Origin of the sequence: Leptospira ryugenii (assembly GCF_003114855.1) — a bacterium.
GTDB lineage: Bacteria > Spirochaetota > Leptospiria > Leptospirales > Leptospiraceae > Leptospira_A > Leptospira_A ryugenii.
The window spans coordinates 532,786-555,723 of record NZ_BFBB01000002.1 but is presented as its reverse complement, the minus strand read 5'-3'; the positions used below and the strand labels follow the sequence as shown (position 1 = coordinate 555,723).

General features: G+C 40.3%; 21 protein-coding genes. 14 read left to right on the top strand and 7 right to left on the bottom strand.

Translation table 11 applies throughout. The annotated features are described in order from the left end of the window. The first annotated feature begins 107 nt into the window (after positions 1 to 107). From DI060_RS03395 to DI060_RS03385, 3 genes are read left to right on the top strand one after another with little or no spacing between them, the layout of a single operon-like run. Positions 108 to 1,928 (top strand): GAF domain-containing SpoIIE family protein phosphatase, encoded by a 1,821-nt coding sequence (locus tag DI060_RS03395; RefSeq protein ID WP_108973679.1) that lies wholly within the window; start codon positions 108 to 110, stop codon positions 1,926 to 1,928. After that, positions 1,928 to 3,376 carry an ammonium transporter gene (locus DI060_RS03390; RefSeq protein WP_439956876.1) on the top strand — a complete coding sequence of 483 codons (1,449 nt, stop codon included), beginning with the start codon at positions 1,928 to 1,930 and terminating at the stop codon, positions 3,374 to 3,376. Before DI060_RS03395 ends, DI060_RS03390 begins: the two co-directional genes overlap by 1 nt. A gap of 39 nt (positions 3,377 to 3,415) precedes the next feature. Beyond that, positions 3,416 to 4,066, top strand: a complete 651-nt coding sequence (locus tag DI060_RS03385) for an LIC11874 family lipoprotein (protein WP_244594259.1) — start codon at positions 3,416 to 3,418, stop codon at positions 4,064 to 4,066. Positions 4,067 to 4,073: 7 nt separating this feature from the next. Here DI060_RS03385 and DI060_RS03380 read toward each other — a convergent pair whose 3' ends face one another. Next, the gene (locus DI060_RS03380; protein WP_244594258.1) at positions 4,074 to 4,856 is read right to left on the bottom strand and encodes a menaquinone biosynthetic enzyme MqnA/MqnD family protein; all 783 of its coding nucleotides are present in this window, start codon (positions 4,854 to 4,856) and stop codon (positions 4,074 to 4,076) included. Positions 4,857 to 4,894: 38 nt separating this feature from the next. Between DI060_RS03380 and DI060_RS03375 the strand changes: the two genes are divergently transcribed. Next, positions 4,895 to 5,746 carry a CheR family methyltransferase gene (locus tag DI060_RS03375; protein WP_108973674.1) on the top strand — a complete coding sequence of 284 codons (852 nt, stop codon included), beginning with the start codon at positions 4,895 to 4,897 and terminating at the stop codon, positions 5,744 to 5,746. Here DI060_RS03375 and DI060_RS03370 read toward each other — a convergent pair. Continuing rightward, positions 5,743 to 6,252, bottom strand: coding sequence for an HIT family protein (locus tag DI060_RS03370; protein WP_108973672.1), 510 nt, complete (start codon positions 6,250 to 6,252; stop codon positions 5,743 to 5,745). The genes DI060_RS03375 and DI060_RS03370 overlap by 4 nt on opposite strands. A gap of 73 nt (positions 6,253 to 6,325) precedes the next feature. Here DI060_RS03370 and rsmH point away from each other — a divergent pair, with 73 nt between their 5' ends. From rsmH to murC, 7 genes are read left to right on the top strand one after another with little or no spacing between them, the layout of a single operon-like run. After that, positions 6,326 to 7,249, top strand: coding sequence for a 16S rRNA (cytosine(1402)-N(4))-methyltransferase RsmH (rsmH, locus tag DI060_RS03365; protein WP_108973670.1), 924 nt, complete (start codon positions 6,326 to 6,328; stop codon positions 7,247 to 7,249). After that, complete coding sequence (locus DI060_RS03360) at positions 7,236 to 7,586, top strand: hypothetical protein (protein ID WP_108973668.1); 351 nt, start codon at positions 7,236 to 7,238, stop codon at positions 7,584 to 7,586. Before rsmH ends, DI060_RS03360 begins: the two co-directional genes overlap by 14 nt. A gap of 6 nt (positions 7,587 to 7,592) precedes the next feature. Beyond that, complete coding sequence (locus DI060_RS03355; RefSeq protein WP_108973665.1) at positions 7,593 to 9,113, top strand: UDP-N-acetylmuramoyl-L-alanyl-D-glutamate--2,6-diaminopimelate ligase; 1,521 nt, start codon at positions 7,593 to 7,595, stop codon at positions 9,111 to 9,113. 5 nt (positions 9,114 to 9,118) lie between these two features. Next, entirely contained in the window at positions 9,119 to 10,231 is a 1,113-nt protein-coding gene (mraY, locus tag DI060_RS03350) for a phospho-N-acetylmuramoyl-pentapeptide-transferase (protein ID WP_108973662.1), read from the top strand. A gap of 3 nt (positions 10,232 to 10,234) precedes the next feature. Beyond that, positions 10,235 to 11,377: an FtsW/RodA/SpoVE family cell cycle protein gene (locus DI060_RS03345; RefSeq protein WP_108973660.1), complete on the top strand. Its 1,143-nt coding sequence runs from the start codon at positions 10,235 to 10,237 to the stop codon at positions 11,375 to 11,377. Then, positions 11,374 to 12,465, top strand: coding sequence for a UDP-N-acetylglucosamine--N-acetylmuramyl-(pentapeptide) pyrophosphoryl-undecaprenol N-acetylglucosamine transferase (locus DI060_RS03340; protein WP_108973658.1), 1,092 nt, complete (start codon positions 11,374 to 11,376; stop codon positions 12,463 to 12,465). Before DI060_RS03345 ends, DI060_RS03340 begins: the two co-directional genes overlap by 4 nt. Next, positions 12,419 to 13,915: a UDP-N-acetylmuramate--L-alanine ligase gene (murC, locus tag DI060_RS03335; protein ID WP_244594257.1), complete on the top strand. Its 1,497-nt coding sequence runs from the start codon at positions 12,419 to 12,421 to the stop codon at positions 13,913 to 13,915. The genes DI060_RS03340 and murC overlap by 47 nt, the downstream gene beginning before the upstream one ends. On the opposite strand, the gene DI060_RS03330 is transcribed toward murC, so the two are convergent. From DI060_RS03330 to DI060_RS03320, 3 genes are read right to left on the bottom strand one after another with little or no spacing between them, the layout of a single operon-like run. After that, positions 13,898 to 15,007 (bottom strand): 5-(carboxyamino)imidazole ribonucleotide synthase, encoded by a 1,110-nt coding sequence (locus DI060_RS03330; protein ID WP_108973654.1) that lies wholly within the window; start codon positions 15,005 to 15,007, stop codon positions 13,898 to 13,900. The genes murC and DI060_RS03330 overlap by 18 nt on opposite strands. Positions 15,008 to 15,010: 3 nt before the next feature. After that, a complete protein-coding gene (gene purE, locus DI060_RS03325) occupies positions 15,011 to 15,508 on the bottom strand; it encodes a 5-(carboxyamino)imidazole ribonucleotide mutase (protein ID WP_108973652.1) in 498 nt (165 codons plus the stop codon). A 4-nt stretch (positions 15,509 to 15,512) separates the two neighbouring features. Further along, complete coding sequence (locus tag DI060_RS03320) at positions 15,513 to 16,928, bottom strand: UDP-N-acetylmuramoyl-tripeptide--D-alanyl-D-alanine ligase (RefSeq protein ID WP_108973650.1); 1,416 nt, start codon at positions 16,926 to 16,928, stop codon at positions 15,513 to 15,515. 50 nt (positions 16,929 to 16,978) lie between these two features. Between DI060_RS03320 and DI060_RS03315 the strand changes: the two genes are divergently transcribed. From DI060_RS03315 to DI060_RS03305, 3 genes are read left to right on the top strand one after another with little or no spacing between them, the layout of a single operon-like run. Continuing rightward, positions 16,979 to 18,037 carry a Gfo/Idh/MocA family protein gene (locus DI060_RS03315; RefSeq protein ID WP_244594256.1) on the top strand — a complete coding sequence of 353 codons (1,059 nt, stop codon included), beginning with the start codon at positions 16,979 to 16,981 and terminating at the stop codon, positions 18,035 to 18,037. After that, the gene (locus DI060_RS03310; RefSeq protein ID WP_108973648.1) at positions 18,034 to 19,695 is read left to right on the top strand and encodes an ABC1 kinase family protein; all 1,662 of its coding nucleotides are present in this window, start codon (positions 18,034 to 18,036) and stop codon (positions 19,693 to 19,695) included. Before DI060_RS03315 ends, DI060_RS03310 begins: the two co-directional genes overlap by 4 nt. A 14-nt stretch (positions 19,696 to 19,709) precedes the next feature. After that, positions 19,710 to 20,267, top strand: coding sequence for a lipoprotein signal peptidase (locus DI060_RS03305; RefSeq protein ID WP_108973646.1), 558 nt, complete (start codon positions 19,710 to 19,712; stop codon positions 20,265 to 20,267). On the opposite strand, the gene DI060_RS03300 is transcribed toward DI060_RS03305, so the two are convergent. Together DI060_RS03300 and DI060_RS03295 are read right to left on the bottom strand one after the other, a co-directional pair. After that, entirely contained in the window at positions 20,264 to 20,974 is a 711-nt protein-coding gene (locus DI060_RS03300) for an amidohydrolase (RefSeq protein WP_108973644.1), read from the bottom strand. The genes DI060_RS03305 and DI060_RS03300 overlap by 4 nt on opposite strands. Further along, positions 20,974 to 22,851 carry a hypothetical protein gene (locus DI060_RS03295; RefSeq protein ID WP_244594255.1) on the bottom strand — a complete coding sequence of 626 codons (1,878 nt, stop codon included), beginning with the start codon at positions 22,849 to 22,851 and terminating at the stop codon, positions 20,974 to 20,976. Before DI060_RS03295 ends, DI060_RS03300 begins: the two co-directional genes overlap by 1 nt. Between the last annotated feature and the right edge of the window lie 87 nt (positions 22,852 to 22,938).

Here is a 22,938-nt window from a genome sequence, read left to right as displayed (position 1 = left end):
TGTGTTATTTCTATACAATTTGTAGAAATAATCAGTTTATATAATGATCCTTGGACTAATTGCTTAGTCGGTACGATTTTTGCAGTGCATTAGAAAGGGTAAGGTATATGGTCGACTTCAAAGTTTCAAAACGTATGCTCGTCAACTTCCGAGGACAAAACAAAGTCGTTGGGGGATTGACCGATAAAGATAAAATTGCCATCCTTTTGTATATATCCAAAGAATTTGCCAACTTAGATAAAGAGGATCAATTGTTTTCCAAAGTCATGTTGATCTGCCAAGAGATTTTCGAATCAGATAACACGACTCTTCGTCTATGGGATGGAGAATTCTTAGTGCCAGTCAAGTTCGTAAAGGAAACGGAACCGCCTAGGCGGAATTTAAAGTTAGGTGAGGGATACTCAGGAGCTGTCTTTTCTTCTAAAAAACCAATTTTAGTGAACGATTTGAGTAAATCTCCAGATTTTATTGATGAAGGGGAAAAAACTAGATCAGTAATGTGTGTGCCCATCCTCCAAAAGGAAGATTGCCTTGGTACTCTTGCTGTAGAATCGAATAGAGAAAATTTTTATCTCATAGATGATTTGGAAATTCTGGAAGCCTTAACCTCTCAATTGGCTCTCGCACTTTCTGGAGTAAGATTGATTGAGGGCCTTGTCACTGCAAGAGCAAGAGAGGCAGCCATTTTAAATCAGCTGGAGTGGGATTTAAAAATGGGACGAAATGTCCAAAGTCAAATCCTACCGCAAGACCTAAGTGCTTGGAACGGTGTTTATTTTGCTTCGCATTACGAGCCTATGGCGGAGGTGAGTGGAGATTTGGTAGATATTGTTCGACAGGGACATTCTCTCACGGCGATCAATATCGATGTATCTGGCCATGGAATCCCAGCAGCCCTTGTCACTATGGCAATCCACCACCAATTTAGACGATCTGTTATGGCAGGTCTCGGACTCACTGAGATTATGGAAGAATTGGGTGAAAACCTAAGGGAACAACTTCCCGAGTCTACTTATTTCACAGCCTTCATGGTGAGGATCTTCAGTGATTATTCTTTTGGCTATGTGAATGCAGGCCACCAAAGAATGATGCATTATAAATCTGCAGACAATAAGTTTATCACGTATGATACGAAAGGTGTTCCACTAGGAATTTTACCCGTTCGAAAAAGTGACTACGAGGAAAAACAAGGCAAGTTGGATGCTGGCGATTTTCTTTTGCTCATGTCCGATGGTTTTACCGAGCAGAGAAATCCAGAAAAAGAAGAGATCGGTCCGGAAAGGATTCAGACTTGGCTTTCCGAAGAGAGAGAGCTTCTCGTTGAGAAAAACAGAGGAAAGGTAAATGTAAAGGAACTAGCAGAAAAGTTCATCTTGCGGTTTCGAGAGTATTGCAGAAATGCAGCGATTGGAGATGACCTATCCTTCCTGTTTCTTTACTGTGGCGATTCGATTCCAGAAGCATCCCATTATCTCAGTTTGGCGAAGCAAGCCAACGCGAAGATGAAGGCAGATGATGCCTATGCCTTGGCATTGAAGTCATACTCAATTGACTCGTCTTTAAAAGAGACTCTATTGTTTCTAGGAAAACTATATTACCGAGACGGTAATTATGAGGAGTCGATTCGATATCTTGAAGCCTATTTAAAAACATCTGGAGATAATACCGCAAGCTCCTATTTCATGATGGGTAGAGCCTATTACAAGGCGGGAAAGATTTCCGAAGCAAAACGTGCCTTAAAGATGGCGCTATCTGCTGACCATTCCTTTGGCAAAGCGAGCATTCTACTTGCTCAATGTTATCTCAAAGAAAATGCGAAACCAAAAGCGATCAAAGTCTTACAGCAAGGCGTAAAAAACACTCCACAAAATACAGAATTGAAAGCTTCTTTAATTAAATTAGAAGGGCTTTCGCAAAGGGCAAGCTAATGATGTATCGTATCTTCCAAAGACCTAATGCCTTGGCATTGGGTCTTCTCTTTACTTTTTTTCTAACAACAAGTAGCCAGATCTTTGGAGAAGAATCTCCAAATCCAGAAGCTAGCGCACCTAGCAGCTTTGAGGCATTGGAAAAAAAACTTTCGGAACTAGAAGCCAAGCAAGAAAAGGCAGGCTCTGAGGCAGATTGGATTTGGACCTGTATTGCCGCTTTCCTCGTTTTCTTTATGCAAGCAGGTTTCGCCTTTGTAGAGGCTGGGTTTACTCGTGCAAAGAATGCCGTTAATATTTTAATGAAAAACTTTTCCGACCTGACGGTGGGAGCCATTGCCTTCTGGTTAGTTGGTTTCAGTTTGATGTTTGGACCACAAATCATCTCAGGGTTTGGCATAGGCCTACCTGGGGTCGCGGATTCACTTTTGCTCTCAGAAGGACAAACTCCTGACCCTGGGAAGTATTCCTTTTTTATCTTCCAAATTGTCTTTGCGGCAACCGCTGCAACCATCGTATCGGGTGCTATGGCGGAGCGAACGAAATTCCCTGCCTATTTGCTCTTTTCTGTATTCATCACTGCATTTATCTATCCGTTGTTTGGTTCCCTTGCTTGGGGAGGCCTATTCGGAGACGCAGGTTTTCTTGAAAGTTTAAACCTAGGTGCTGTCGGTGAATCATCTGGTGTGGGTTTTCTGGACTTTGCTGGCTCTACAGTCGTCCACAGCATCGGTGCTTGGGGAGGTCTTGCGGGAGCCATTGTCGTGGGGCCAAGGTTGGGTAAGTTCCAGCCAGATGGACGTGTGTTTCCGATCCTTGGACACAATATGTCAATGGCAGCTTTAGGTGTTTTCATCCTTTGGTTTGGTTGGTTTGGTTTTAACCCTGGTTCAACGACATCCATCAAAGATGGAAACTTTGCCATCATCGCAGTGGTGACCCATATGGCGGCCTGCGCAGGGGCTATCGGAGCCATGGCGACGACTTGGATCTTATTTCGCAAACCGGAAATCGGTCTTACTTTGAATGGAGGTCTTGCTGGATTGGTGGCCATTACCGCACCTTGTGACCAGGTCAGCATCCTTGGTTCCGTTGTGATTGGTTTGATTGCTGGCATTCTTGTGGTCTTTAGTGTTTTGTTCTTTGATAAGATCAAAATCGATGATCCGGTAGGTGCCGTCTCTGTACATGGCGTATGCGGAGCTTGGGGGACATTGGCAGTTGGACTCTTCAATGTGAACACAGGCCTTTTCTATGGTGGTGGCGTTCACCAACTCTTTGCACAGTTGATCGGTGTGGCTCTCGCCTTTGTATGGAGCTTTGGGATTAGCTTTCTTCTCTTCTATTTGATCAAGGTGACCGTAGGTTTACGTGTGTCCGAGGAAGAGGAATTGATGGGTCTAGATATCCTAGAACATGGCAATGAGGCCTACCCAGTCTCGAAATAAACATTGACCTAGGCTTCTCTTCTAGAGGAGCTTAGAAATATGAACCGTATTTTTGGCTTTTGTAGCCTATGCCTCTGTTTGTGTTTTGTAAATTGTTTTGAGTATGAAGAAACCATTCTCTTTCGCAAACTAAACTCTGGTACGGTAGAAGTTAGCTATACGGTTCCTCTTAAAAAAGAAACCCAAGAATCCCTCTTAAAATTTTTGCCAACAGATAGAGAAAGTATCCAAAAGAAAATTTTGCGAAAGCCTAGCACAAGTCTTGTGATTCGTGATTTTACCTTCCGAGAGCTTGATAAAACTGAATTTATTGACACGATTTTCAAACGGAAAGGCAGAGTTTCCTACAAAATCGATTTTGAGGATAGTGCAGAATTGGAAGGTATATTGATTGGTAATTTTTCTTCTAAATTGAAAGCAAGATCTTTAAACGTAAAACGTGAATTCCCAAACCTTTCAGAACTTTCCAAGGAAGGGGAAAGTGTTGGTGAGAAGAAAATTATAGGCGAGACCATACGGCTGTTACGTGAAGGTAAATTACAGTTTAGAGTTCTCTTCCCCAAGGACTCCGAATGCATCTCTTCTAGAGGATTGGTTGGGCTCGGCAATGTTACCTACCAAATGCCTCTCCAGGAAACCATGGAAAACCCGGAGGCAAAATCCTGGGAATATAAGATACGATTCTTCTGATATGAGATCAAGATAAGATGCCAATCTCACGGCAGGTTTTTAGATACAGAGAAAACCCTTCCAAGTTTTTTGCTTCGGGGATAAAGTGTAATTCTTGTTTGAGATAGCGATCCACGATAGCTGTGGGAAGTCGCTTTTCATTTTGTATGATTTCTTCTATGTGCTCCATACCAAAAGAAAGTGCCTCGAGGTAGAGTGATTCTTCAACTTGTATCTCTTTTCTTTTCGCCCAGAACGCAAAACAAAAGTAAAGTTGCGTTTTTTTGTTCCACCAGTCGGCAAGATCTAGAATTTGGTAGGCCTCTTGGGTTTTGTGGAGGAGAGCATGGTCACCAAAGAGCAGATGAGAACCAAAACCCTCTTCCATCATCCTTTCAATCTGATCGGCGGGACTTGGAACAACACTAGGTACAAAACCATACTCAAGGTAAAAGAGGCATTGCAAGAGTGCCACGCTGGCACGAGAGCCACTGTCTGTGTAAATAAATTTCTCAGCTTCTGGCCTGGTTGCCTTATTTTGGAAATACAGAACGGATCTGACCACATCTTTGGCACAGACTCCAACCACCTTAGAATAGTCCAAAATGTGAGCATTGCGTTCGCATTCGATGGAAGAAACCAGTGCCATATCCAAAATCCCTTCCTGGAGAAGCCCGATAAGCTTTGCGGGGTGGTCTGAAGTCACTTCATACTGAGTATTTTTTTCGAAATAATAGGTGAGGGGGCGAGCGTTTAGGTGCTTCACAATACCGACTCTCATTCTGCCAGCTTCTAAAAAACCGCTTGTCATAGCATTCCTTTTAATGGTAGTTTCAATGTGTTAATCGAATGGACTTCCGAACTACTTTAAATGCAATTGGTGACTCAGAATTTGAATATATCAAAGATTTGGTATACAAACAAGCGGGCATTTTCCTTGCCCCACATAAGAAGGTTATGGTCCAATCGAGGCTCAACACACGCCTTAGAACATTGGGCATTTCAGATTATGTTGAATATGTGAACCGACTGAAACGTGATCCTAAGTTTGCATCTGATGAAATGCAAGAATTGATCAATCGCATTACAACCAATAAGACGGATTTCTTCCGAGAAAACCATCATTTTGAATTCTTAAAGAATACCTATCTTCCTGAATTTGAAAGGGAAAACCAACAAACAAAACACCTACGCATTTGGTGTTCGGCATCTTCCACTGGCGAAGAGCCATATTCCATTGCCATCACTCTCTATGATTACTTCCAAAACAAAACTGGTTGGAATGTAAAGATCTATGCTTCAGACATCGATACCGCTGTCTTAAAAACAGCAAGCGAAGGAATCTACAAAGAGGACCGTCTAGAGCCTATCAGCGAAGCTTTGAAGACAAAACACTTTAACAAACTCACTGACCGTGACCATATCTCTTACCAAGTTAAACCGCATCTTAAATCTTTGATTGAATTTAAACAGATCAACCTTTTGCATTTCCCATTTCCATTTAAAGAAAAGATCGATCTTATCTTTTGTAGAAATGTGATTATCTATTTTGATAAACAAACTCAGAAGACCTTATTTTCTAATTTTGCAGAACAGTTGAAGAGCATGGGCTATTTGATTTTAGGGCATTCCGAAACTATGTTTGGTATTTCAGACCAGTTCAAGTTTTTAGGCCATACCATTTACCAGAAAAAGATTTAAAATTCTTTCCAAAACTGTTTGAGCTGCTCTTGCATACCGAATGGCTCATAAATGACGACACGGGTGTTGGCAAATACGTCTAAAAAACCTGCTTCATTCGGAAATCTCGGTACAATGTGTTGGTGGATATGAGGGATAGAGCCTCCGCTATTTTTGCCTAAATTATAACCTAAATTAAAACCTTGTACAGCCCATTTTTGTTTTAGAATGGAAAGGGTTTTTTGGGTCAGAAGATGGATGTCTTCAGCTTCTTCCTTTGTCAGTTCCTCATAAGCAATGATATGGCGTTTCGGAAAGATGATGATATGTCCAGGATTGTAGGGAAATAGATTCACAGATACGATCGAAAGCTCCGATTCATGAATCGTTAGATTGGGCACCAAAGGGTCTTTATCTCGAACCCCACAGAGTATACAGTCCACGTTCGGACGGTCTCCTTTTGCATAGCCCAACTTGTTCACACTAAATAGATTCTTTCGATGGGAGTGTTCTTCGAAGGAGCTCATCTGACATTCAACATCCCGTGTACATTAAAGGATTGCAAGGATTTTGGAATGAGAAGAGAAAGAAAGTAGAACTGTGATTGTAAGCCCACACATACCCGTTTTACCTTCTGAAGTGATCCAACTGGCAAAGATTGGGAACCCAACCTGGATTTTAGATGCCACTGCTGGCGAAGGTGGGCATTCCTCCTTGCTTTTGGACACTTTTCCTGAGGCCAATTTGGTGATGGTGGACAGAGATGCAGTGATGCTGGAACGAGCCAAAAAAACGATGGAGGGCAGGGGCAAAGTTTTCCCGATTCGAAGTAATTTTTCGGAGATAGACAGAGAGTGTTTGGAAGAGATCGGTTGTCCAGGCCTGGATTTTGTTTTGATTGATCTTGGGGTTTCCCTTTACCATTTCCTCCATTCAGGAAGAGGGTTTACTCTGAAGCAGGAGGAACCCCTAGACATGAGATTGGAACCACAGATAGGGAATCGTACGGCGGCGGATATCGTCAATTTTAGTTCCGTTTTAGAACTTAAGCGCATCTTCCAAGAATATGGGGAAGAGAGGTGGGCACTCCGCATAGCAAACCAAATCATTGAGACTAGAAAGAAAAAGAAATTCACCCAAAACCAAGAAATTGTGAAATTAGTGGAGTCTTCCATACCGCGTAAATTTTGGCCAAAGGATACACACCCTGCGACCAGAATTTTCCAAGCCCTGAGGATTGAGGTAAACCAAGAGTTAGAACATGCTGAAAAAGGGATTCGCAATTTATCGGGTCTTCTACAGGAAAATGGAATCATGGCTTGTATTTCCTTTCACTCCCTCGAGGATCGCATTGTAAAATGGACCTTTCGAGATCTCCAGGCTAGCGGTAGTTTTACGGTCTTAACTAAAAAACCATTGATACCAACTGATGCCGAAATCAGGCAAAACCGAGCTTCCCGCTCCGCGAAGCTACGTGGAATTCAAAAAAATGTTCCGATAATGTGTGAAGATGAAGAATCATAAAATAGTTTCGATTGGAAAGAGTCTTCCTGAGAAGTTAAGGCAATTCTTTGCTCCGCTGGAACCGATACCCTATTTATTTCCTATACTACTGATTTTTTATTTTGTCGTATCACAGGGCATAGAAACTGCAAAATTGAAGCGAATGATCCGAGAGAAGGTGGTGGAAAAAGATGATCTCATTCGAAGAAACGATGATTTAAAAATAGGGATAGTCTCTTATACGTCTGCAGAAAGGATCGAGGCTTTGTATAGAAGGACATATCAATATCTACCAGTCAGTGTTGGAAATAGAATTGTCACCATCGAATTACCGAAAGAACCAGAGATAAAAAAGTGAGTTTGTGTGAAAGTTATAGATATCATAAAAAAACTGCCAGAAATCCGAATCACAAAAAATGAAACCGATTCAGAAATAGGATACGTTCATTCCGATACAAGGAGAGTTTCAGCAGGAGATATCTTTGTCTTTCCAGAAGGACAAAATGCACGCTATCCTGAATTTTTAGGTCAATTGAAAGAGAAAAATGTAAAGGCCATTTTGTTAGGCCCCGGGCAGTTGAAGTTAATCGATAAAACACAGTTTGACCTAATATTAGAAACAGATGCGTATCTAGGTGATGTATATGGAAAACTTGCACATCTGTTAGCTGGCCAACCTAGTAAGCGTCTGAAAGTAGTGGGTATCACTGGAACAAATGGAAAAACCTCTCTTACCTATATTCTCTATCATATCGCAAGTGAACTTGGAAAAAAATGTGGTCTGATTGGAACTGTGCAAATCAGATTTGGAAGCGAAATCCGAGAATCCTCATACACAACTCCAGACGCCTCAAGTTTGAATCTTTTATTGAAAGAGATGGCAGACCAAAAAATAGAATATGTTTTCATGGAGATGAGTTCACATGGACTGAAGCTTGGACGAACGAGTGGCATTGAAGTGCAGGCAGTGGGTTTTACGAACTTGACCCAAGACCATTTGGATTTTCATGGGACCATGGAAGATTATTTGATGAGTAAATTCAAAATCTTTCAGCTTTTAGAATCTTCCAGCCAAATTAATAAATTCGGGATATTGGCCTGTGATGTTCCTGGCGGTGCCGAGATGATGGAGACAATCAAACAAAACCAAATCAAATCGCCTATCTTCTTGTTAGGTAGCTCTGGAGAGTATAATTTTTCGCATGTAAAACTCAGCCTATTTCGAAGCGAATTCAGGCTCCACAAAAAGGAAAAAAATCTTCCTTTTATCGAAGTGAGAAAGGCGCATACAAATTTACTCGGAAATTTTAATGTCTTCAATGTGAGTATGGCTTCGTTTATAGCACTTGAACTCGGATTTCCCTGGGAAGAAATTTTGAAGATTATACAAACTCTACCTACCGTGCCTGGTAGATTCCAAGTGGTTCCAGATCCAAAAGAAGAAAGGATCGCCGTCGTCGACTATGCACACACTCCAGATGCCTTAGAAAATGTTTTAAAAAGTTGTAAGGATCTGAACCCACGGCAATTGATTTGCTTGTTTGGTTGCGGAGGCGATAGAGACAGAACAAAACGACCTCAGATGGGAAAAATCGCGGAACAGTATGCTGACTATGTGGTATTGACCTCGGATAATCCTAGAACTGAGGACCCACTTTCCATCTTAATGGAAATCGAATCAGGATTTTCAAGAGGATTCAAACGCTTTGAAACCATTGCAGACCGACGCCAAGCCATCCAAAGGTCCATACAAATGTTGGAGAAGGATGGCATTTTATTAGTTTGTGGAAAGGGTCATGAAACTTACCAAATAATCGGAAAGGAGAAATTGCATTTTGTCGATCATGAAGAAGTAGACTTGGCTTTTAATGAGAGATCAGGATAGATTATATGTTTCACTGGATTTATGAATTGTATGGAAATGAACTTGGACCACTTAGGATTTTTAATTATGTAACCTTTCGCGCAATGATGGCTGGCATCACGGCAATGTTTATAACTTTTGTATACGGGAAGTCGATGATCGATTTTTTACGATCTTTGAAGTTTCGTGAAAGTGTTCGCTCAGATGGCCCAGAGTCCCATGCGCAGAAATCGGGTACCCCTACCATGGGGGGGCTTATCATGATTCTCTCGCTCTCCATTTCCGTTCTTCTCTGGGGGAATTTACGAAATCTAAATGTACTCCTCCTTCTTTCATCGGCCATTGCATTTTGTGGATTAGGATTTGCGGATGACTATATGAAGTCTGTGAAGAAAATCAAAGGAGGGATGCGAGCCAGGAGCAAATTCCTAATTACGATTTTCATTGCGATCACCGTCACATCTATTTTTTTCTATTTTACAGGAAAACCAAATACCCTTGCTAGTAAGGGTATTCCTTTTGAGATCACAGACTTATTTCTTCCTTTTTGGAAAGGTCCCGTCTGGAACCTTGGGGTATTGGCAATTCCCTTTGCCATTCTCGTTCTCATTGGAAGTAGTCATGCTGTTAACCTTACTGATGGTTTAGATGGTTTGGCAAGTGGAACTGTTGTCATCGCTACTGCCACCCTTGGTTTGATTGCATACGTTTCGGGAACTCCGGTTGCGGCAAATTACTTAAATATCCCTTATTTACCGGGTGCACATGAGTATTCTGTCTTTTTAGCAGCACTCTCTGGTGCCTTGCTCGGTTTTTTATGGTTCAATTGCCACCCCGCTCAAGTGTTTATGGGAGACACAGGTTCTTTATTTTTAGGATCAACTTTGGGTTTAACAGCCATTATGTTAAAGAAAGAATTTCTTTTGGTGATTCTCGGAGGGATCTTTGTTGCCGAGGCCGTGAGTGTTATTTTGCAGGTGGGTTCCTTTAAGTTGAGAGGCAAAAGAATCTTTAAAATGGCGCCACTTCACCATCATTTTGAATTGATTGGATGGTCAGAAGAAAAGGTAGTGATTCGATTTTGGATCATCGGCATTTTACTTGCGATAGTGACTTTATCCACACTTAAAATTCAATAAATTATGTTTAAGGAAATTCAATCTTTCTTTTCTATTGGAAAAAGAAACATTGATTTGCCTTTTTTATATACTATTTTTCTTCTTTTTTTCTTAGGCATTATCATAATGTTCAGTGCCTCTGTCATACCCGCAGAACGTGAGTTTTCCGATCCTTACTATTATTTGAAAAAACAATTGGTGTGGGGAATCGTTGCGATATTTCTCTTTTTGTGTTTTGTGCAGATCCCCTATCAGTTTTTGCTGAAAATTGCGTTTCCTCTCTGTCTCGTTAGCATTATCCTTTTGATCTCGGTTTTCATTCCTGGACTCGGAAAATCCGTTGGAACAAGTTATGGAAGAAATTTTAATAGATGGATACAAATTGGAGGATTTCAAATACAACCATCTGAATTTAGTAAAATCAGTGTTTTATTGTTTTTAACCACTTTCTTTCAAAACTTTGATCCAAAAAAGATGATCTGGAATCGAAAACAGGTAATTTCAGTCATTGTGATTTTTTTAATATTGGTATTGATCGTTATCGAACCTGCTTTTGGAACAACAGTAGAGATACTCACTGTGATTTTCTTTTTCATCATCATCACAGGTTTTCCTATTAGGCGCATCATACTCCTTTTTTTAGCAGTTCTTCCTCTTATGTTTATACTGGTCACGCAAGTCGGCTACCGAAAGAAACGATTAGAAATCTGGCTCGATCCTTATAAATATCGGTTTGACGAAGGGCACCAATTGGTAACTTCCTTCCGCGCTTTTTTTGATGGTGGGAGTTTCGGGACACCCATTGGTTCTGGGTATGCACATAGGTATTTGGCTTATAGTCACACAGATTTTGTTTTGGCTGCATTCGTAGAAGACTTTGGTTTCATCGGATTTACGGTTTTTTTTCTCGTTACTTTGTATTTGATCTATCGAATTTACAACTTACTTCTGCGTGTGAAAGACAAGTCAGGTTTTTATCTTGGCATTGGGATTTTACTTCTCCTAAGCTTTCAGTTTTTAATCAATTTGTATGTAATTACAGGTCTTTTTCCGGTTACAGGGATTTCACTTCCGTTCTTTAGTTACGGAGGCTCCTCACTTTTAACAATATTTATCCTTATGGGAATCCTTGCCAATATCACACAAAAAGGGAATCTGGTTGTATGAAAGAGATAGTTTTGATCGCAGCTGGTGGTACCGGTGGGCATATTTCGCCTGGTGTTGCTTTGGCAGAAGTTCTTTTGGAAAAAAAAGATTTTTTTCAAATAGAAACTGTCTTCCTACATTCTCTCATTCGAAACAAAGACAACCCAGATCTTCTCTCTCCACCTTGTCCTGTTTTGTGGCATTCTATGCCTAAGTACTCGGGGGTTTCTTTTCTTATCTTTCCTTTCCAGTTTTTGGTGAGTTTTATCTCTACTTGTCTTGAACTGAAAAAAAGAAAGGTTTCCGTCGTCATTGGTATGGGTGGTTATTCCAGTTTGCCAGCAATTTTATATACTATCTTATTCCGTAAAACTTTGTATTTATGCGAGCAAAACTGCATCCCTGGAAAGATCACGCGTATCTTCCAGAACTTTGCCAAAAAAATTGCTCTTAGTTTTCCCGTAGAGTCCTATACCTTTCAAAACCAAAATTGGAAGATCATTGGCAATCCTCTACGAAAGAAGGTGATACCGAACCAAATGAATCTACGCCAGAATGAAAACTTACATGACAATAAACGAAATTTATTGAATGTTTTGGTACTAGGTGGTTCCCAAGGTGCAAGGCAGTTGAATCACATGATTTTGAAAGCCATGGAAAATGTGGAAGTATCCCAAAAATTTAGATTTAGATTGCTTACAGGTAACTCTTTGTATGACGAAACCAAAAGTAAATCAAAGGGAGAAGCGGAAATTATTTCTTATGCGGACGATATGAAACCGAACTACGAGTGGGCAAATATTGTAGTCGCAAGATCTGGTGCAGGGGTTGTTGCGGAATGCCTTGTGTTTGGACTTCCTATGGTTCTTATTCCTTATCCTTATGCAGCAGACAACCATCAAAAAGAGAATGCTGAATATATGGAAAAAGAAGGTGCCGCCAAGGTAATCCATTCCACCTCAGAAGACCCATCACCTCTTGTCAGATATTTGTTGGAATGGAAAGAAAATCCAAGTTCACTCCGTGATATGGGGCATGAAGCATTGAGGCTTTCGAATATCAATGCCGCGTTTCAGACCCTTTCCTATTTTTTTCACAGCCATGGCTAAATTTAATCTACCAGGACATTCCGCACTCTTGTTGGGGATTGGCGGAAGTGGCATGTCAAGTCTTGCCCATATACTTTTGGATATGGGTGTATCAGTTTATGGTTACGACAAAAAATCAACTGCTGTCACCTCTTATCTGACAGAAAGGGGAGCAAAAATCGCAGGCAATTTAGATCAAATCGAAATTAAAGATATTGAGTTTATGGTTTTTAGCTCAGCAATCAATGATAAAAACCATAGCATCTTTGAGGATGCAAAAAATCTAAATATTCCGATGTTCCATCGCTCCGATGTATTACATAAAATCTTCTCTCAAAAAAAATCCATCTCCGTAGCCGGTTCTCATGGTAAAACTTCTACCACAGCAATGATAGCCCAAGTTTTAAAGGATCAAAATCTATCGCCTAGCGTTATGGTTGGTGGGGAAGTACCTTTTTTAGGGAAACGGGGCGGGCAATTTGGAGCAGGGGAATGGGGAGTCTACGAATCAGATGAATCAGATGGAACTTTTCTGAAACATAAAGCTAATCTTCGCATCATAACAAATATAGATAATGATCATTTAGATTTTTATCACTCAAGAGAAAAACTAGAAGAAGCTTTCTTTCGCTACATAGCCACGGATACACCTGGTCATGTGATAGTACAAGGAATGGATGAAGGCATTCGCAATATGATTTGTCATTTATTCCAACCAAAACCAGAAAATCAAAATTTTAACCTCTGGATTTTATTAAATTTAAATTCTTTAGACCTAGAGTACAAAGATAAATTGGATCAAATCAGAAAGCACCTAACGAAAAATTTACATATAATTCCATATGAATTCAAAAAGAATGGAATTTCTTTCCAAGTCCAGGAACAAACCTATCAATTAGAACTTCCGTTTTCTGGCCAACACTATTCTTTAAATGGATTAACTGCATTCATAGCTCTCCATATCGTAGGCATTCCAGCAATTTCAATCCAAGCAGGTTTGAATGCGTATCAAGGTGTAAAGAGAAGGCAAGAAGTGTTGGGAACTGCCAATTCGATCACTGTCATTGATGATTATGGCCACCATCCCACAGAAATTGCAACGGTCATACATTCTCTAAAAAACCAAAAAAAAGACAATGGAAAATTGATCGTTCTATTTCAACCACATAGGTATACGAGGACTGCAAATCTTAAAAATGAATTGGCTGACTCACTTGTAAATGCGGATTATATTTTCCTTCTGCCCATCTATTCTGCAGGAGAGGCGATCATACCAGGCATCAGTTCGGAAAGCATCGCCGAAAACCTCAACTCAAATCCATGGAAAATTCTTAAAGGGGAAGTGGTAGAAGATGTTACGGTAATAGACGCACACCTTCATCCTGGAGATACTCTCCTTTGTATTGGCGCAGGGAACGTCAGAGACTGGGGTGAGTACTACTTACAAGAAAAATCAAAGCTCAAAAAATAGCTCTGAAACCTCATCTAATTTGCCTTTAAAATTCATATGACCCATTTTTCTTCCTTGTTTAGCAATTTTTTTTCCGTATAGATGGAGTTCATACCTTTCGTCAGCCAAGAGTTTATTTGCAATGGAAATGGAGTGCTCATAATCGTTTCCTAAGATATTCTTCATCAATGTAGGATTGGGATGCAAAGGGAGCTTCGGCTTTTCGCCAAGGATTGCTAAAATATGTAATTTGAATTGCGAGATACTACCACAATCTTGGCTAAAATGACCAGAGTTATGCGGTCTGGGGGCAAATTCATTTAGATATACCTCATTTTCCGTTAGAAAAAATTCAACCCCCATAGTGCCTATATACTCAAGAGAATTTGCCAAGGTATGCGCAATCGATTGCATTTTTTTGGCTAATGTCTTGTCTATGTCCGCTGGAAAAATAGAGAGATCTAAGATATGATTCTTGTGTTGGTTTTCAACCACACCATAGTCATAGATACTTCCATCTACAAACCGAGTGAGGATGACACTTGCTTCTTTTTGAAATTGAATCTTTTCTTCAACGATATACTCTGATTCTGGGTTTGAGAACGCAAAACCGAGGAATGATTGCCACTCATTTTCATTTTTGATTTGGCTTTGCCCTTTCCCATCATAGCCAAAACGAATGGTCTTTACAATCAAAGGAAATTCAATTTGTGGAGATCGATTTGCACTTGTTAAGTGGTAGTACTGTGGAGTTTTAAACCCCAAAGATTGAAAGTGATTTTTCTCCAAGAGTCGATCCTGGGCAATCAGAAGCGCATTTGGCGGTGGGTAGATAAGAACTGAATTTGTGTTTTGAGATTCATTTAAAAATTGTAAAGTACGACTAGGGATATTTTCAAATTCAAAAGTTAAAATATCGATTTGAGATAAAAACTGAAGAATCCGATCAGTATCATCAAACTCGCCTTCGATGACTTTTACCCCTAGGTGGGACATGGGTGATTCTATATCGGGACTATAGGAAACCATAGGTATCTCATGACGGAGAGTTACTTCTGCCATCATTTGCCCCAATTGACCAGATCCTAATACACCAATGCGTGGTTTTTTCATTCTTTATTGTAAAAGAGAATTTTTGGCTAAGGCTTCTTCTCTTTGCTGTATTGCATATTGTTTCAATTTATGCGTCAAATCTGGATTTTGTAGAGAAAGGATTCTTACGGCTAGGAGGCCTGCATTCGCTGCTCCACTGGTGCCTATGGCCAAAGTCCCAACAGGAACTCCTTTTGGCATTTGGACAATGGAGAGAAGACTATCCAAACCAGAAAGAGCCTTGGATTGAATCGGAACACCTAGTACAGGTAAAGTAGTCAAGGAGGCAGTCATACCTGGCAAATGAGCAGCTCCACCAGCACCTGCAATGATGAGGGAATAACCTTCCTTTTCAGCATCTTTGGCAAACTGAAACATCAGCTCTGGGGAACGATGTGCGGAGATAATTTCCTTATGGTATGCTACTGCGAAATGATCCAATATAAGGCAAGCTTCCTTCATCGTTTCCCAATCGGAATGGGAGCCCATAATAATGGCCACTTTTCCATTTCTTTCTGTCATAACTTTAGTTTCTTTCTCGATCTAAGGATTCAAGCTTAAAAAGCGCCTCTACAAATCGCTCCATTTTCATAGATCTTGAACCTTTCACCAAAATGACAGTGCCCTTCGGAAATGTGGTCCGCAATTGTAGCGCAAATTGAGTAAAGTCGACATTGTCTTCTTCTAGATGTCCTTTGTGTACCTTTCCAGCTGCCTTCCCAATCCAGGTTGCATCTTTTCCAAATGTAAACAAATGATGTTTGCTGTGGTTTTGCAAACTTTTGCCTATTTGCAAATGATATGACTTGGAAAATTTGCCCAATTCCTTCATAGACCCAAGCAACCAAATGATTGTTTGGTTTTCGGCATACTGAAGGCTTGCATCAATGGATGATAACATGGATTCAGGATTGGCGTTGTATGAGTCGTCAATGATATGAAAGTAGGATTTTTTGATTAGCAAACGTTTGTCTGGTGATTTGTAGGATTGGATACCCTTGATTATGGTATCGTCTGCTAGACCTAAAGCTTCCGCAACGGCGACTACGCCCCTCACATTGGATAGCAAAGATTTTCCGGGCAAATTCCATTGAATTTCCTTACCCTTATATTCCAAGGTAAAGCCAAAGCGATTTGTTTTGACAACTTTTAAGATTGGGTTCTTGTCCATAGGCCAAAACCTGACACTCACACGCCTGGATTTTGCGACTTGTTTTACAATTTCAGGGAATTGTATGCCTTGGGGAACAAATAGAACGGAGCCTTCATCCATACCCTGAACAATATCCGATTTCTCCAGTGCAATCGCTTTCGGGCTTCCTAAGTTTTCTATGTGTGCGGAACCGATGGTAGTAATAAGAGCAATGTTTGGTTTGGCAATTTTGCTAAGGTAGGAAATTTCTCCTCGATGGTTCATACCCATTTCACATACGACTACTTTCGTTTTTTCATTTATATGAAATAAAGTAAAGGGAACACCGATATGATTATTGTAATTTTTTTCGGTGATTACTTTCTCATTTGGTTTTAAAAAATGAAATAAATTGCCTAACAATTCTTTGGTGGACGTTTTACCACTTGATCCTGTAATTCCAATCACCAAGCAGCTGAAACGATTTCTATGGAACTTTGCCAATTGGCCGAGAGCCAATAAAGCATCCTGTACAGCGATTCCCTTCGACTTTTCCTCTTTTGAAAGCTTTTGGAATTCACTATTTCCCGTTTCATATAAAAAATAAGCGGCACCACGCCTAAGTGCATCGGAGATAAATTCATGACCATCTCGTTTATCTTTTAAAGGAACAAAGAGTGCGCCAGGGCGAGCTTCTAAAGAAGAATTTGTAATCCAGGAAACACTTCCCTTTGCATGGATCCGGTCTTTTGGTTCCTTACCTAAAAAAGTAAGAATAGTTGACAATGAATAGGAAAAAGGTGAGATCATAGCTCAATAATACCAAGGACCATGAGAAGTCGCATATTGGAAGAAAAACATTGAGTGAAACTAGCAAAATCAAGACTCTGCTCATTGGTCTAGGTCGGATCGGAACAAAATTAGAGGCAGATGCTTACCGAATGAAACCATGCACGCATGCAGGAGTGCTGTTCTCAAAGTGGGGCAAAAAGCGTTTTGATTTACAGGCAGTCTGTGATTCGGAAACTCTTGCGCTCGCTGCATTTTCAAGCCAATGGAAACAAGAACGAAAAACTTGGAAGGAATTCACTGCCTGGGAAGACATACAACGAGAGGGACTGGCCATTGACTTTGCCATCATTGCCACTCGCAGCAATAGCCATTTTGCATTGGCAAAGGCTCTCTTACGTCAAAAAGTCCCAAACATCCTGATTGAAAAACCAGTTTGTTTGAAAAGTCTGGAGGCAAAGGAGCTATTCGCCTTAGCAAAACGTTCCAGAAGTCGCATCTGGATCAACCATGAGCGCCGTTACCACCCGCGCTACCAAAGGGTAAGAGATCTTCTAAAGCAAAAAACCTTTGGTCAGGTCAAGTCTGTAAAAGCAAATGTCTTCACTTCGGCAAAGAATCCAGGCATCGCCTTCCAAAAATATGGCGGCGGTCCGCTCCTTCATGATGGAACCCATGCCATTGACCTTTTATTTTGGCTTTTTGGTTCCCTTAGACTCCATTTTGCAGAGGTAAAACGACCCCGTAAAACATCGATTGAGGACAGGGCAACTGCTTGGTTTACGAACCAGGAAGGATACCCAATTTTTTTGGATGTGTCCGGTGGACGGGATTATTTTCAGTTTGAAATTGAAATCTTTACTGATCGAGCTCGTCTCATCCTTTCCAATGATGGATTTCGCTTGTTTGCCTCCAAAGAATCTAAATTGTACCAAGGATTTCGGAGTTTGGAGGAAGTTCCTTGGAAGGGTCTACCTAAATTAAAATCTTCCAATGCATTTTTAGGGATCTATTCAGAAATCTTTCAAAATATTTCTGGAAAAATAGATTTCCAGGAAGGCACTCTAGAAGAAAATATAAAAATCCTCGAATGCATAGAATCCATGTATCAATTTAGGCGAAAGAAATGAATCCAAGTATAACGAAGATTCGGCGAGGTAGATCCTTGTATGTGTATCTCTTTGTACTCAAGACTTGGTTTCAGTATTACTTAAAGACAAAATTCCAAAAGCCCTTTCTCTCAGAATCTAATTGGAAGAAGAAGAAATCAAATTTTTTCCAGATAAAAGGAAAAGAGGCCAAATTTATCTTCTTTCGGTTAGGTGGTATTTATCTTAAAATAGGTCAATTTTTAAGCAATCTCTTCCATATTCTTCCGGAGGAGTTCATTTGGGAATTGCAAGATTTGCAAGATAAGGTTCCTCCCAAGGACTTCGATGAAATACAAAAACGTTGGTTAGAACAATTTCCAGAACCGATTTCTAGTTATTTTGATACATTCACTGAAGAATCATATGCGAGTGCATCAACGGCACAGGTGCACATTGCACATTACCAAGGGAAAAAGGTAGCCGTTAAAGTATTGTATCCTGGTATAGAAAAAGAAGCTCGGGATGATTTAGATACCATAGATACAATCTTACGCTGGTTTGATTTTTGGGTATTGCCAATATCGGCTACGGAAATATCAACTCAGCTAAGGGATATAGTAGAACAAGAGCTCGATTTAAGAAACGAACTGCAATGCTTAACTAGAACAAAAGAGCTTTTCCAAAACGAAAAGGATTTTGTTTTTCCTGATCCTATTTTAGATCTTTGTAAACGATCTATACTTGTGACAGAATTTATCGAAGGAAAAAAGATATATGATTTTCCTCCGGAATCAAACGGAAACAAAAAAAATTCTTATCTTGATAAGCTGATGAGAGCATATCTTTTGATGATCTTCGAACATAGATTTTTCCATGCTGATCCACACCCTGGAAATTTAATTTTTTTAGAAACAGGCGAGATTTGTTTTATCGATTTTGGGGCAGTCCAAACTTTGTCTGCAAATGATATCGGATTTTTAGAAAAATTTTTGATAAGTGCAATTAAGAAAGACTACCATCTAATGGCTGATACGCTCTATCAGATGGATGCTGTGAAAGATTCCTTAGCTAAGGAAGATTTACTACAAATACTCAAATATTCCTTAGATAAATTGCAGCAAATCATGCAAACGACGAAAAACTATCGTAACCTGGGATGGGAGACTCTCAAACCCATGGAAGACCTTAGGTTTTTACAGGAGATCCAACTTAGCCTTCGGTCCCTGTTCCGAAGCTTAAAACTTCCGCCCAATTTTTTAAGTCTACACCGAGTACTAGCCCTTTTATTGGGAAACTTCTCTTATCTGGATCCACATCGCTCAATCTTCGAATATGCCGAAAAACCATTCTCGCAAATCGTATTGAAGGGTTCCCATTTAAAACGGAAATGGAAAGAAGAGGGAGAGGAGACTTTTTCTAGTCTCTTTTCACTTCCCAAAGAATTGTATGATTTTTTCTATAAGTTCAATCGCGGCGAAGTTGTATTTAGAACCTCGATGGATGAACAACAATTCAAAAAACAAATTCTGCTCCGAGAACAAATGACCTTCGGTGTTTTAGCCGCCTTATTTTTCTATTTCGGAATTTTATACTCTGAAAAAGGATGGAAAGAACCTAGTATGCTATTTTTCCTTTTTTCAGGTGTCTCTTTTTGGTCTCTTGCCAAAGCAGCCTGGGTGTATCAAAGCAAAAAATAAATGGTGCCATTCCAATGAAATTACCTCCTCAACCTTTTTTCAAAGTATATAAACCGCAATACTTAGCCTTCGTTTTGTTTGGTTGTTTTTTAGATCTTCTGACAAAGTGGCTTGCGATTAAAAATTTGAATCCCTTAGAAAGTGTGCCTGTGATTGGCGACTTCTTTCGACTTTCCCTTACGTTTAACACAGGCTTTGTTTTTGGATTGTTCCAAGGCAATTCCATACCATCCTTATTTGCAACTGGTTTTGCCATTGTCTTTTTGACCTTCTACCGTTGGCAAAATTCTGAACTGGGCAACCCCTGGGGTTGGAATCTCGTCATGGCAGGTGCCTTCGGGAATTTTTTAGACAAATTCTTTGTGAAAGTCCCGGGGATTGGGTTTCATTTCGGCTTCCGAGTGAAGGCAACGGGAGAGCACATTGGGGTTGTAGATTTTTTTGACTTTGATTGGCCAAACTTCCTGCTAGTTGAGCGTTGGCCAGCTTTCAATGTTGCTGACTCTTGTGTTTCCATTGGCATTGTAATTTTGCTCTTCACGATGGACTGGGCGGAAGAACAAAAGACTTAGAGAAAGAAAGTAGAGCGTAAGTTTACGGAGAGAGTTTTTAAAACATCCGAACTCTCTTCCGTTTTCCCTACCTTCCAATTGATGCCCGAAGGTGTCGCATACAAACTCCGTCCTTTCAAAGAATCGGAGACTCCACATACTCGGATGATCTGCAAGCCATGTTTTCGGGAAAGGTCTGCATAAAAGGCTAAGTCATCTTCATAACTTACATTTGAGTCTTGATTCCCTAGGTGAAAGATGAGTTCCAATCCCTCTCTTTTAAACTCTTCCCAAAGACTTTCTTCCATGATTTCTTCTGCGAGGAGAATCCCAAATCGTAATCCACCCATAATGAAGATAGATTCTGAATCACCTTTAGTTAAACCCTTACCTCGAGGAGAGGAAAACCATTTTTGGTCATAAAAATCCACGAGAACCATCGATTGGATAATCGGACAGCTATTCAAAAGACTTCCATCTTCCGATTTACGGATGTGGGAGCCTCCCAAAATGACCCCAGGATAGGACTCAGAAATTTCGATTACATGGTCTTGGTATTCTTTGGCATGCGCTGCTGATTCTTTCGCATCGGTGGCTTGGAAGAAATAGGGAAAGCCACTGGGGAGCAGAAAAAAATGAGCCTTAGTATCTGCTATCTTTTGGATTTCCTGTGCACTTAATTTTTTATGGATGTTCTTTTGGTAAAGAGCAATCTTAACAACAGCCATTAGATTGGGTTTTCCTCAGTAGAAGAGTCCTGGCCTAAATCATCCATGTTCGTAGACCCAGGATCTGAATCTAGTGATCCTGTACTAGCAGAATTCGTTTCGTCCGTTGTCGCACCTTCTTCGGAAGTATTTGTAATATCAACTCCGAAAGATTCCTTCATTTGTTCTGGAGTCAACTCAACAAGACCTCCGTACAAATCCCCCGACTCAATTCTGTCCGTTAATGCCATCGCATAACAATAGGATTCCATGATACATTGTTTGATTTGTTTTTTATTGAGACGTTTCTTTGCTTCCATCGCATCCAATGTGATGACATCATTCATATTTGCGATAATCTCTTTTTTGGTTTTCATATCCTTTATAAATTCTAAGAGGATATCCCTTGCTTTTTGGGTAAAATCTTTTGTAATCATTCGCACTGTCCTTGATTGCCCAGTGCGTTTTTGTTCAATCCCGGATAGCTTTTTAGAAGCCTCAATGTAGTTTGCGCCAGGATTTGCCTTGTGTTTTTCTAACTCCCGCATAACATCTAAATAAATCTTAAATTGGTCAGTGATACTTCGAGTTGATTCATATAAATCCAACATCTTTTGCCGATAATCAACTTTGACACCGTTCACATGCGTGAGTTTAATGTCGATTTTTTTGGTGGTAAGGACAAATGAATACTCCTCATCAAACTCGCGGAAATATAAATAAGCAAGCATTGCCTTATCTGTATCGGGAACAAAATGTAGATCATTCTTCGGATCAAATTTCTTCCTAAGTTTAGGAATAGAGTACATTTGCATCAAACGAAGGCCGTAGGCTTGTTCTTTGGAGAGAGGCACTTCTTCTTTTTCAGCCTCTTTTTCTGCCTGTTCTTCCTTCTTTCTCTCTTTTTCTTCTTCCGCTTTTTGTTTGGGGTCGATGCCGCCTGGAACATTCTCCCCAGTTTTTCTCATGCCAGGTTTATCTTCTGGTTGGATGTCGAGAAGATTTTCCATATAACGAGAGATTAATGGAATGTTTTTGTTTTCTGCTCTTATAACAACCAAATATAACTTTTCAAAAAATGTATTGAACAAGACATCAATTTCCGAGGTTACTTTTTTCTTTTTGCTTGCATATATCAGAGAGGGTTTCCCTTCAACTTTTTGCAATTCATCATACGCCTGGAGAAAGGATTTTTTTAAGGTCTCTTGGTAAGGATACAATATGTACATCTTACGGAAAAGTGTATATATTGGTGATTTTACCCTTTCGATGCTTACTGGAGATTCCGGTGCTGACATGATTGGTTCAGAAATATCTGTAAGATCAGGCCCGTTGTATAATTTTTGAGCCATTGCAATCAATTCCACTAACATTGGATTGATTTTATCGAGGGCTTGTGAGACAGCAGGTGAGTGAGTTGAATTGCCTAGGATTTCGTTAGCTGCATAATTGCATTCGATGAGTGCTTCCTTTGCTCTCGATGCCAGGTCATGCATAAATCCAGGAAGCAAATCAGGAGAACCAAAGGAGGTAACGCGAGCTAACCAACATTTCAACTTAATAGAAAACCGAGCCATAAAACTTGATATTTCTTTCTCGTAGTCAGCCTTTGAATCAGAGCTTCCCTTAAAATCTCCTGAGCCTTGGTTTTTTCCATCACCTCGACCAGAGTTGGAACGAGAACGGGAGCGAGAATCGTCCTGCGAGCCCCCACGCGAAACCGTACCTTGTCTGGTCTTTACCTCCGGACGGTTGCGTTTTGCTTCTTCGGTAGGGTCGGGTTTTTCTTTGATAATTTCGCCACCAGCGCTGACGAACTTATTGAACATTTCCTTCCTAGCAGAATCGTCCAATTTCCCAACACCTATGGCTCTTTTTGTACTATCAAACTCAGGCATAAGATACTCTATCTGTAGACTATGAGTTCAAACTAGACGGGAATCAAAAAGCAATTTTTAGTGCATTTTCTAGGGATTTTCAGGAGT

Bases quoted from the DNA above. Each gene is read 5' to 3' on its own strand.
- DI060_RS03395 (WP_108973679.1), top strand. From the start codon at position 108: ATGGTCGACTTCAAAGTTTCAAAACGTATGCTCGTCAACTTCCGAGGA.
- DI060_RS03390 (WP_439956876.1), top strand. From the start codon at position 1,928: ATGATGTATCGTATCTTCCAAAGACCTAATGCCTTGGCATTGGGTCTT.
- DI060_RS03385 (WP_244594259.1), top strand. From the start codon at position 3,416: ATGAACCGTATTTTTGGCTTTTGTAGCCTATGCCTCTGTTTGTGTTTT.
- DI060_RS03380 (WP_244594258.1), bottom strand. From the start codon at position 4,856: ATGACAAGCGGTTTTTTAGAAGCTGGCAGAATGAGAGTCGGTATTGTG.
- DI060_RS03375 (WP_108973674.1), top strand. From the start codon at position 4,895: ATGGACTTCCGAACTACTTTAAATGCAATTGGTGACTCAGAATTTGAA.
- DI060_RS03370 (WP_108973672.1), bottom strand. From the start codon at position 6,252: ATGAGCTCCTTCGAAGAACACTCCCATCGAAAGAATCTATTTAGTGTG.
- DI060_RS03360 (WP_108973668.1), top strand. From the start codon at position 7,236: ATGAAGAATCATAAAATAGTTTCGATTGGAAAGAGTCTTCCTGAGAAG.
- mraY (WP_108973662.1), top strand. From the start codon at position 9,119: ATGTTTCACTGGATTTATGAATTGTATGGAAATGAACTTGGACCACTT.
- DI060_RS03345 (WP_108973660.1), top strand. From the start codon at position 10,235: ATGTTTAAGGAAATTCAATCTTTCTTTTCTATTGGAAAAAGAAACATT.
- DI060_RS03340 (WP_108973658.1), top strand. From the start codon at position 11,374: ATGAAAGAGATAGTTTTGATCGCAGCTGGTGGTACCGGTGGGCATATT.
- murC (WP_244594257.1), top strand. From the start codon at position 12,419: ATGCCGCGTTTCAGACCCTTTCCTATTTTTTTCACAGCCATGGCTAAA.
- DI060_RS03330 (WP_108973654.1), bottom strand. From the start codon at position 15,007: ATGAAAAAACCACGCATTGGTGTATTAGGATCTGGTCAATTGGGGCAA.
- purE (WP_108973652.1), bottom strand. From the start codon at position 15,508: ATGACAGAAAGAAATGGAAAAGTGGCCATTATTATGGGCTCCCATTCC.
- DI060_RS03320 (WP_108973650.1), bottom strand. From the start codon at position 16,928: ATGATCTCACCTTTTTCCTATTCATTGTCAACTATTCTTACTTTTTTA.
- DI060_RS03310 (WP_108973648.1), top strand. From the start codon at position 18,034: ATGAATCCAAGTATAACGAAGATTCGGCGAGGTAGATCCTTGTATGTG.
- DI060_RS03305 (WP_108973646.1), top strand. From the start codon at position 19,710: ATGAAATTACCTCCTCAACCTTTTTTCAAAGTATATAAACCGCAATAC.
- DI060_RS03300 (WP_108973644.1), bottom strand. From the start codon at position 20,974: ATGGCTGTTGTTAAGATTGCTCTTTACCAAAAGAACATCCATAAAAAA.
- DI060_RS03295 (WP_244594255.1), bottom strand. From the start codon at position 22,851: ATGCCTGAGTTTGATAGTACAAAAAGAGCCATAGGTGTTGGGAAATTG.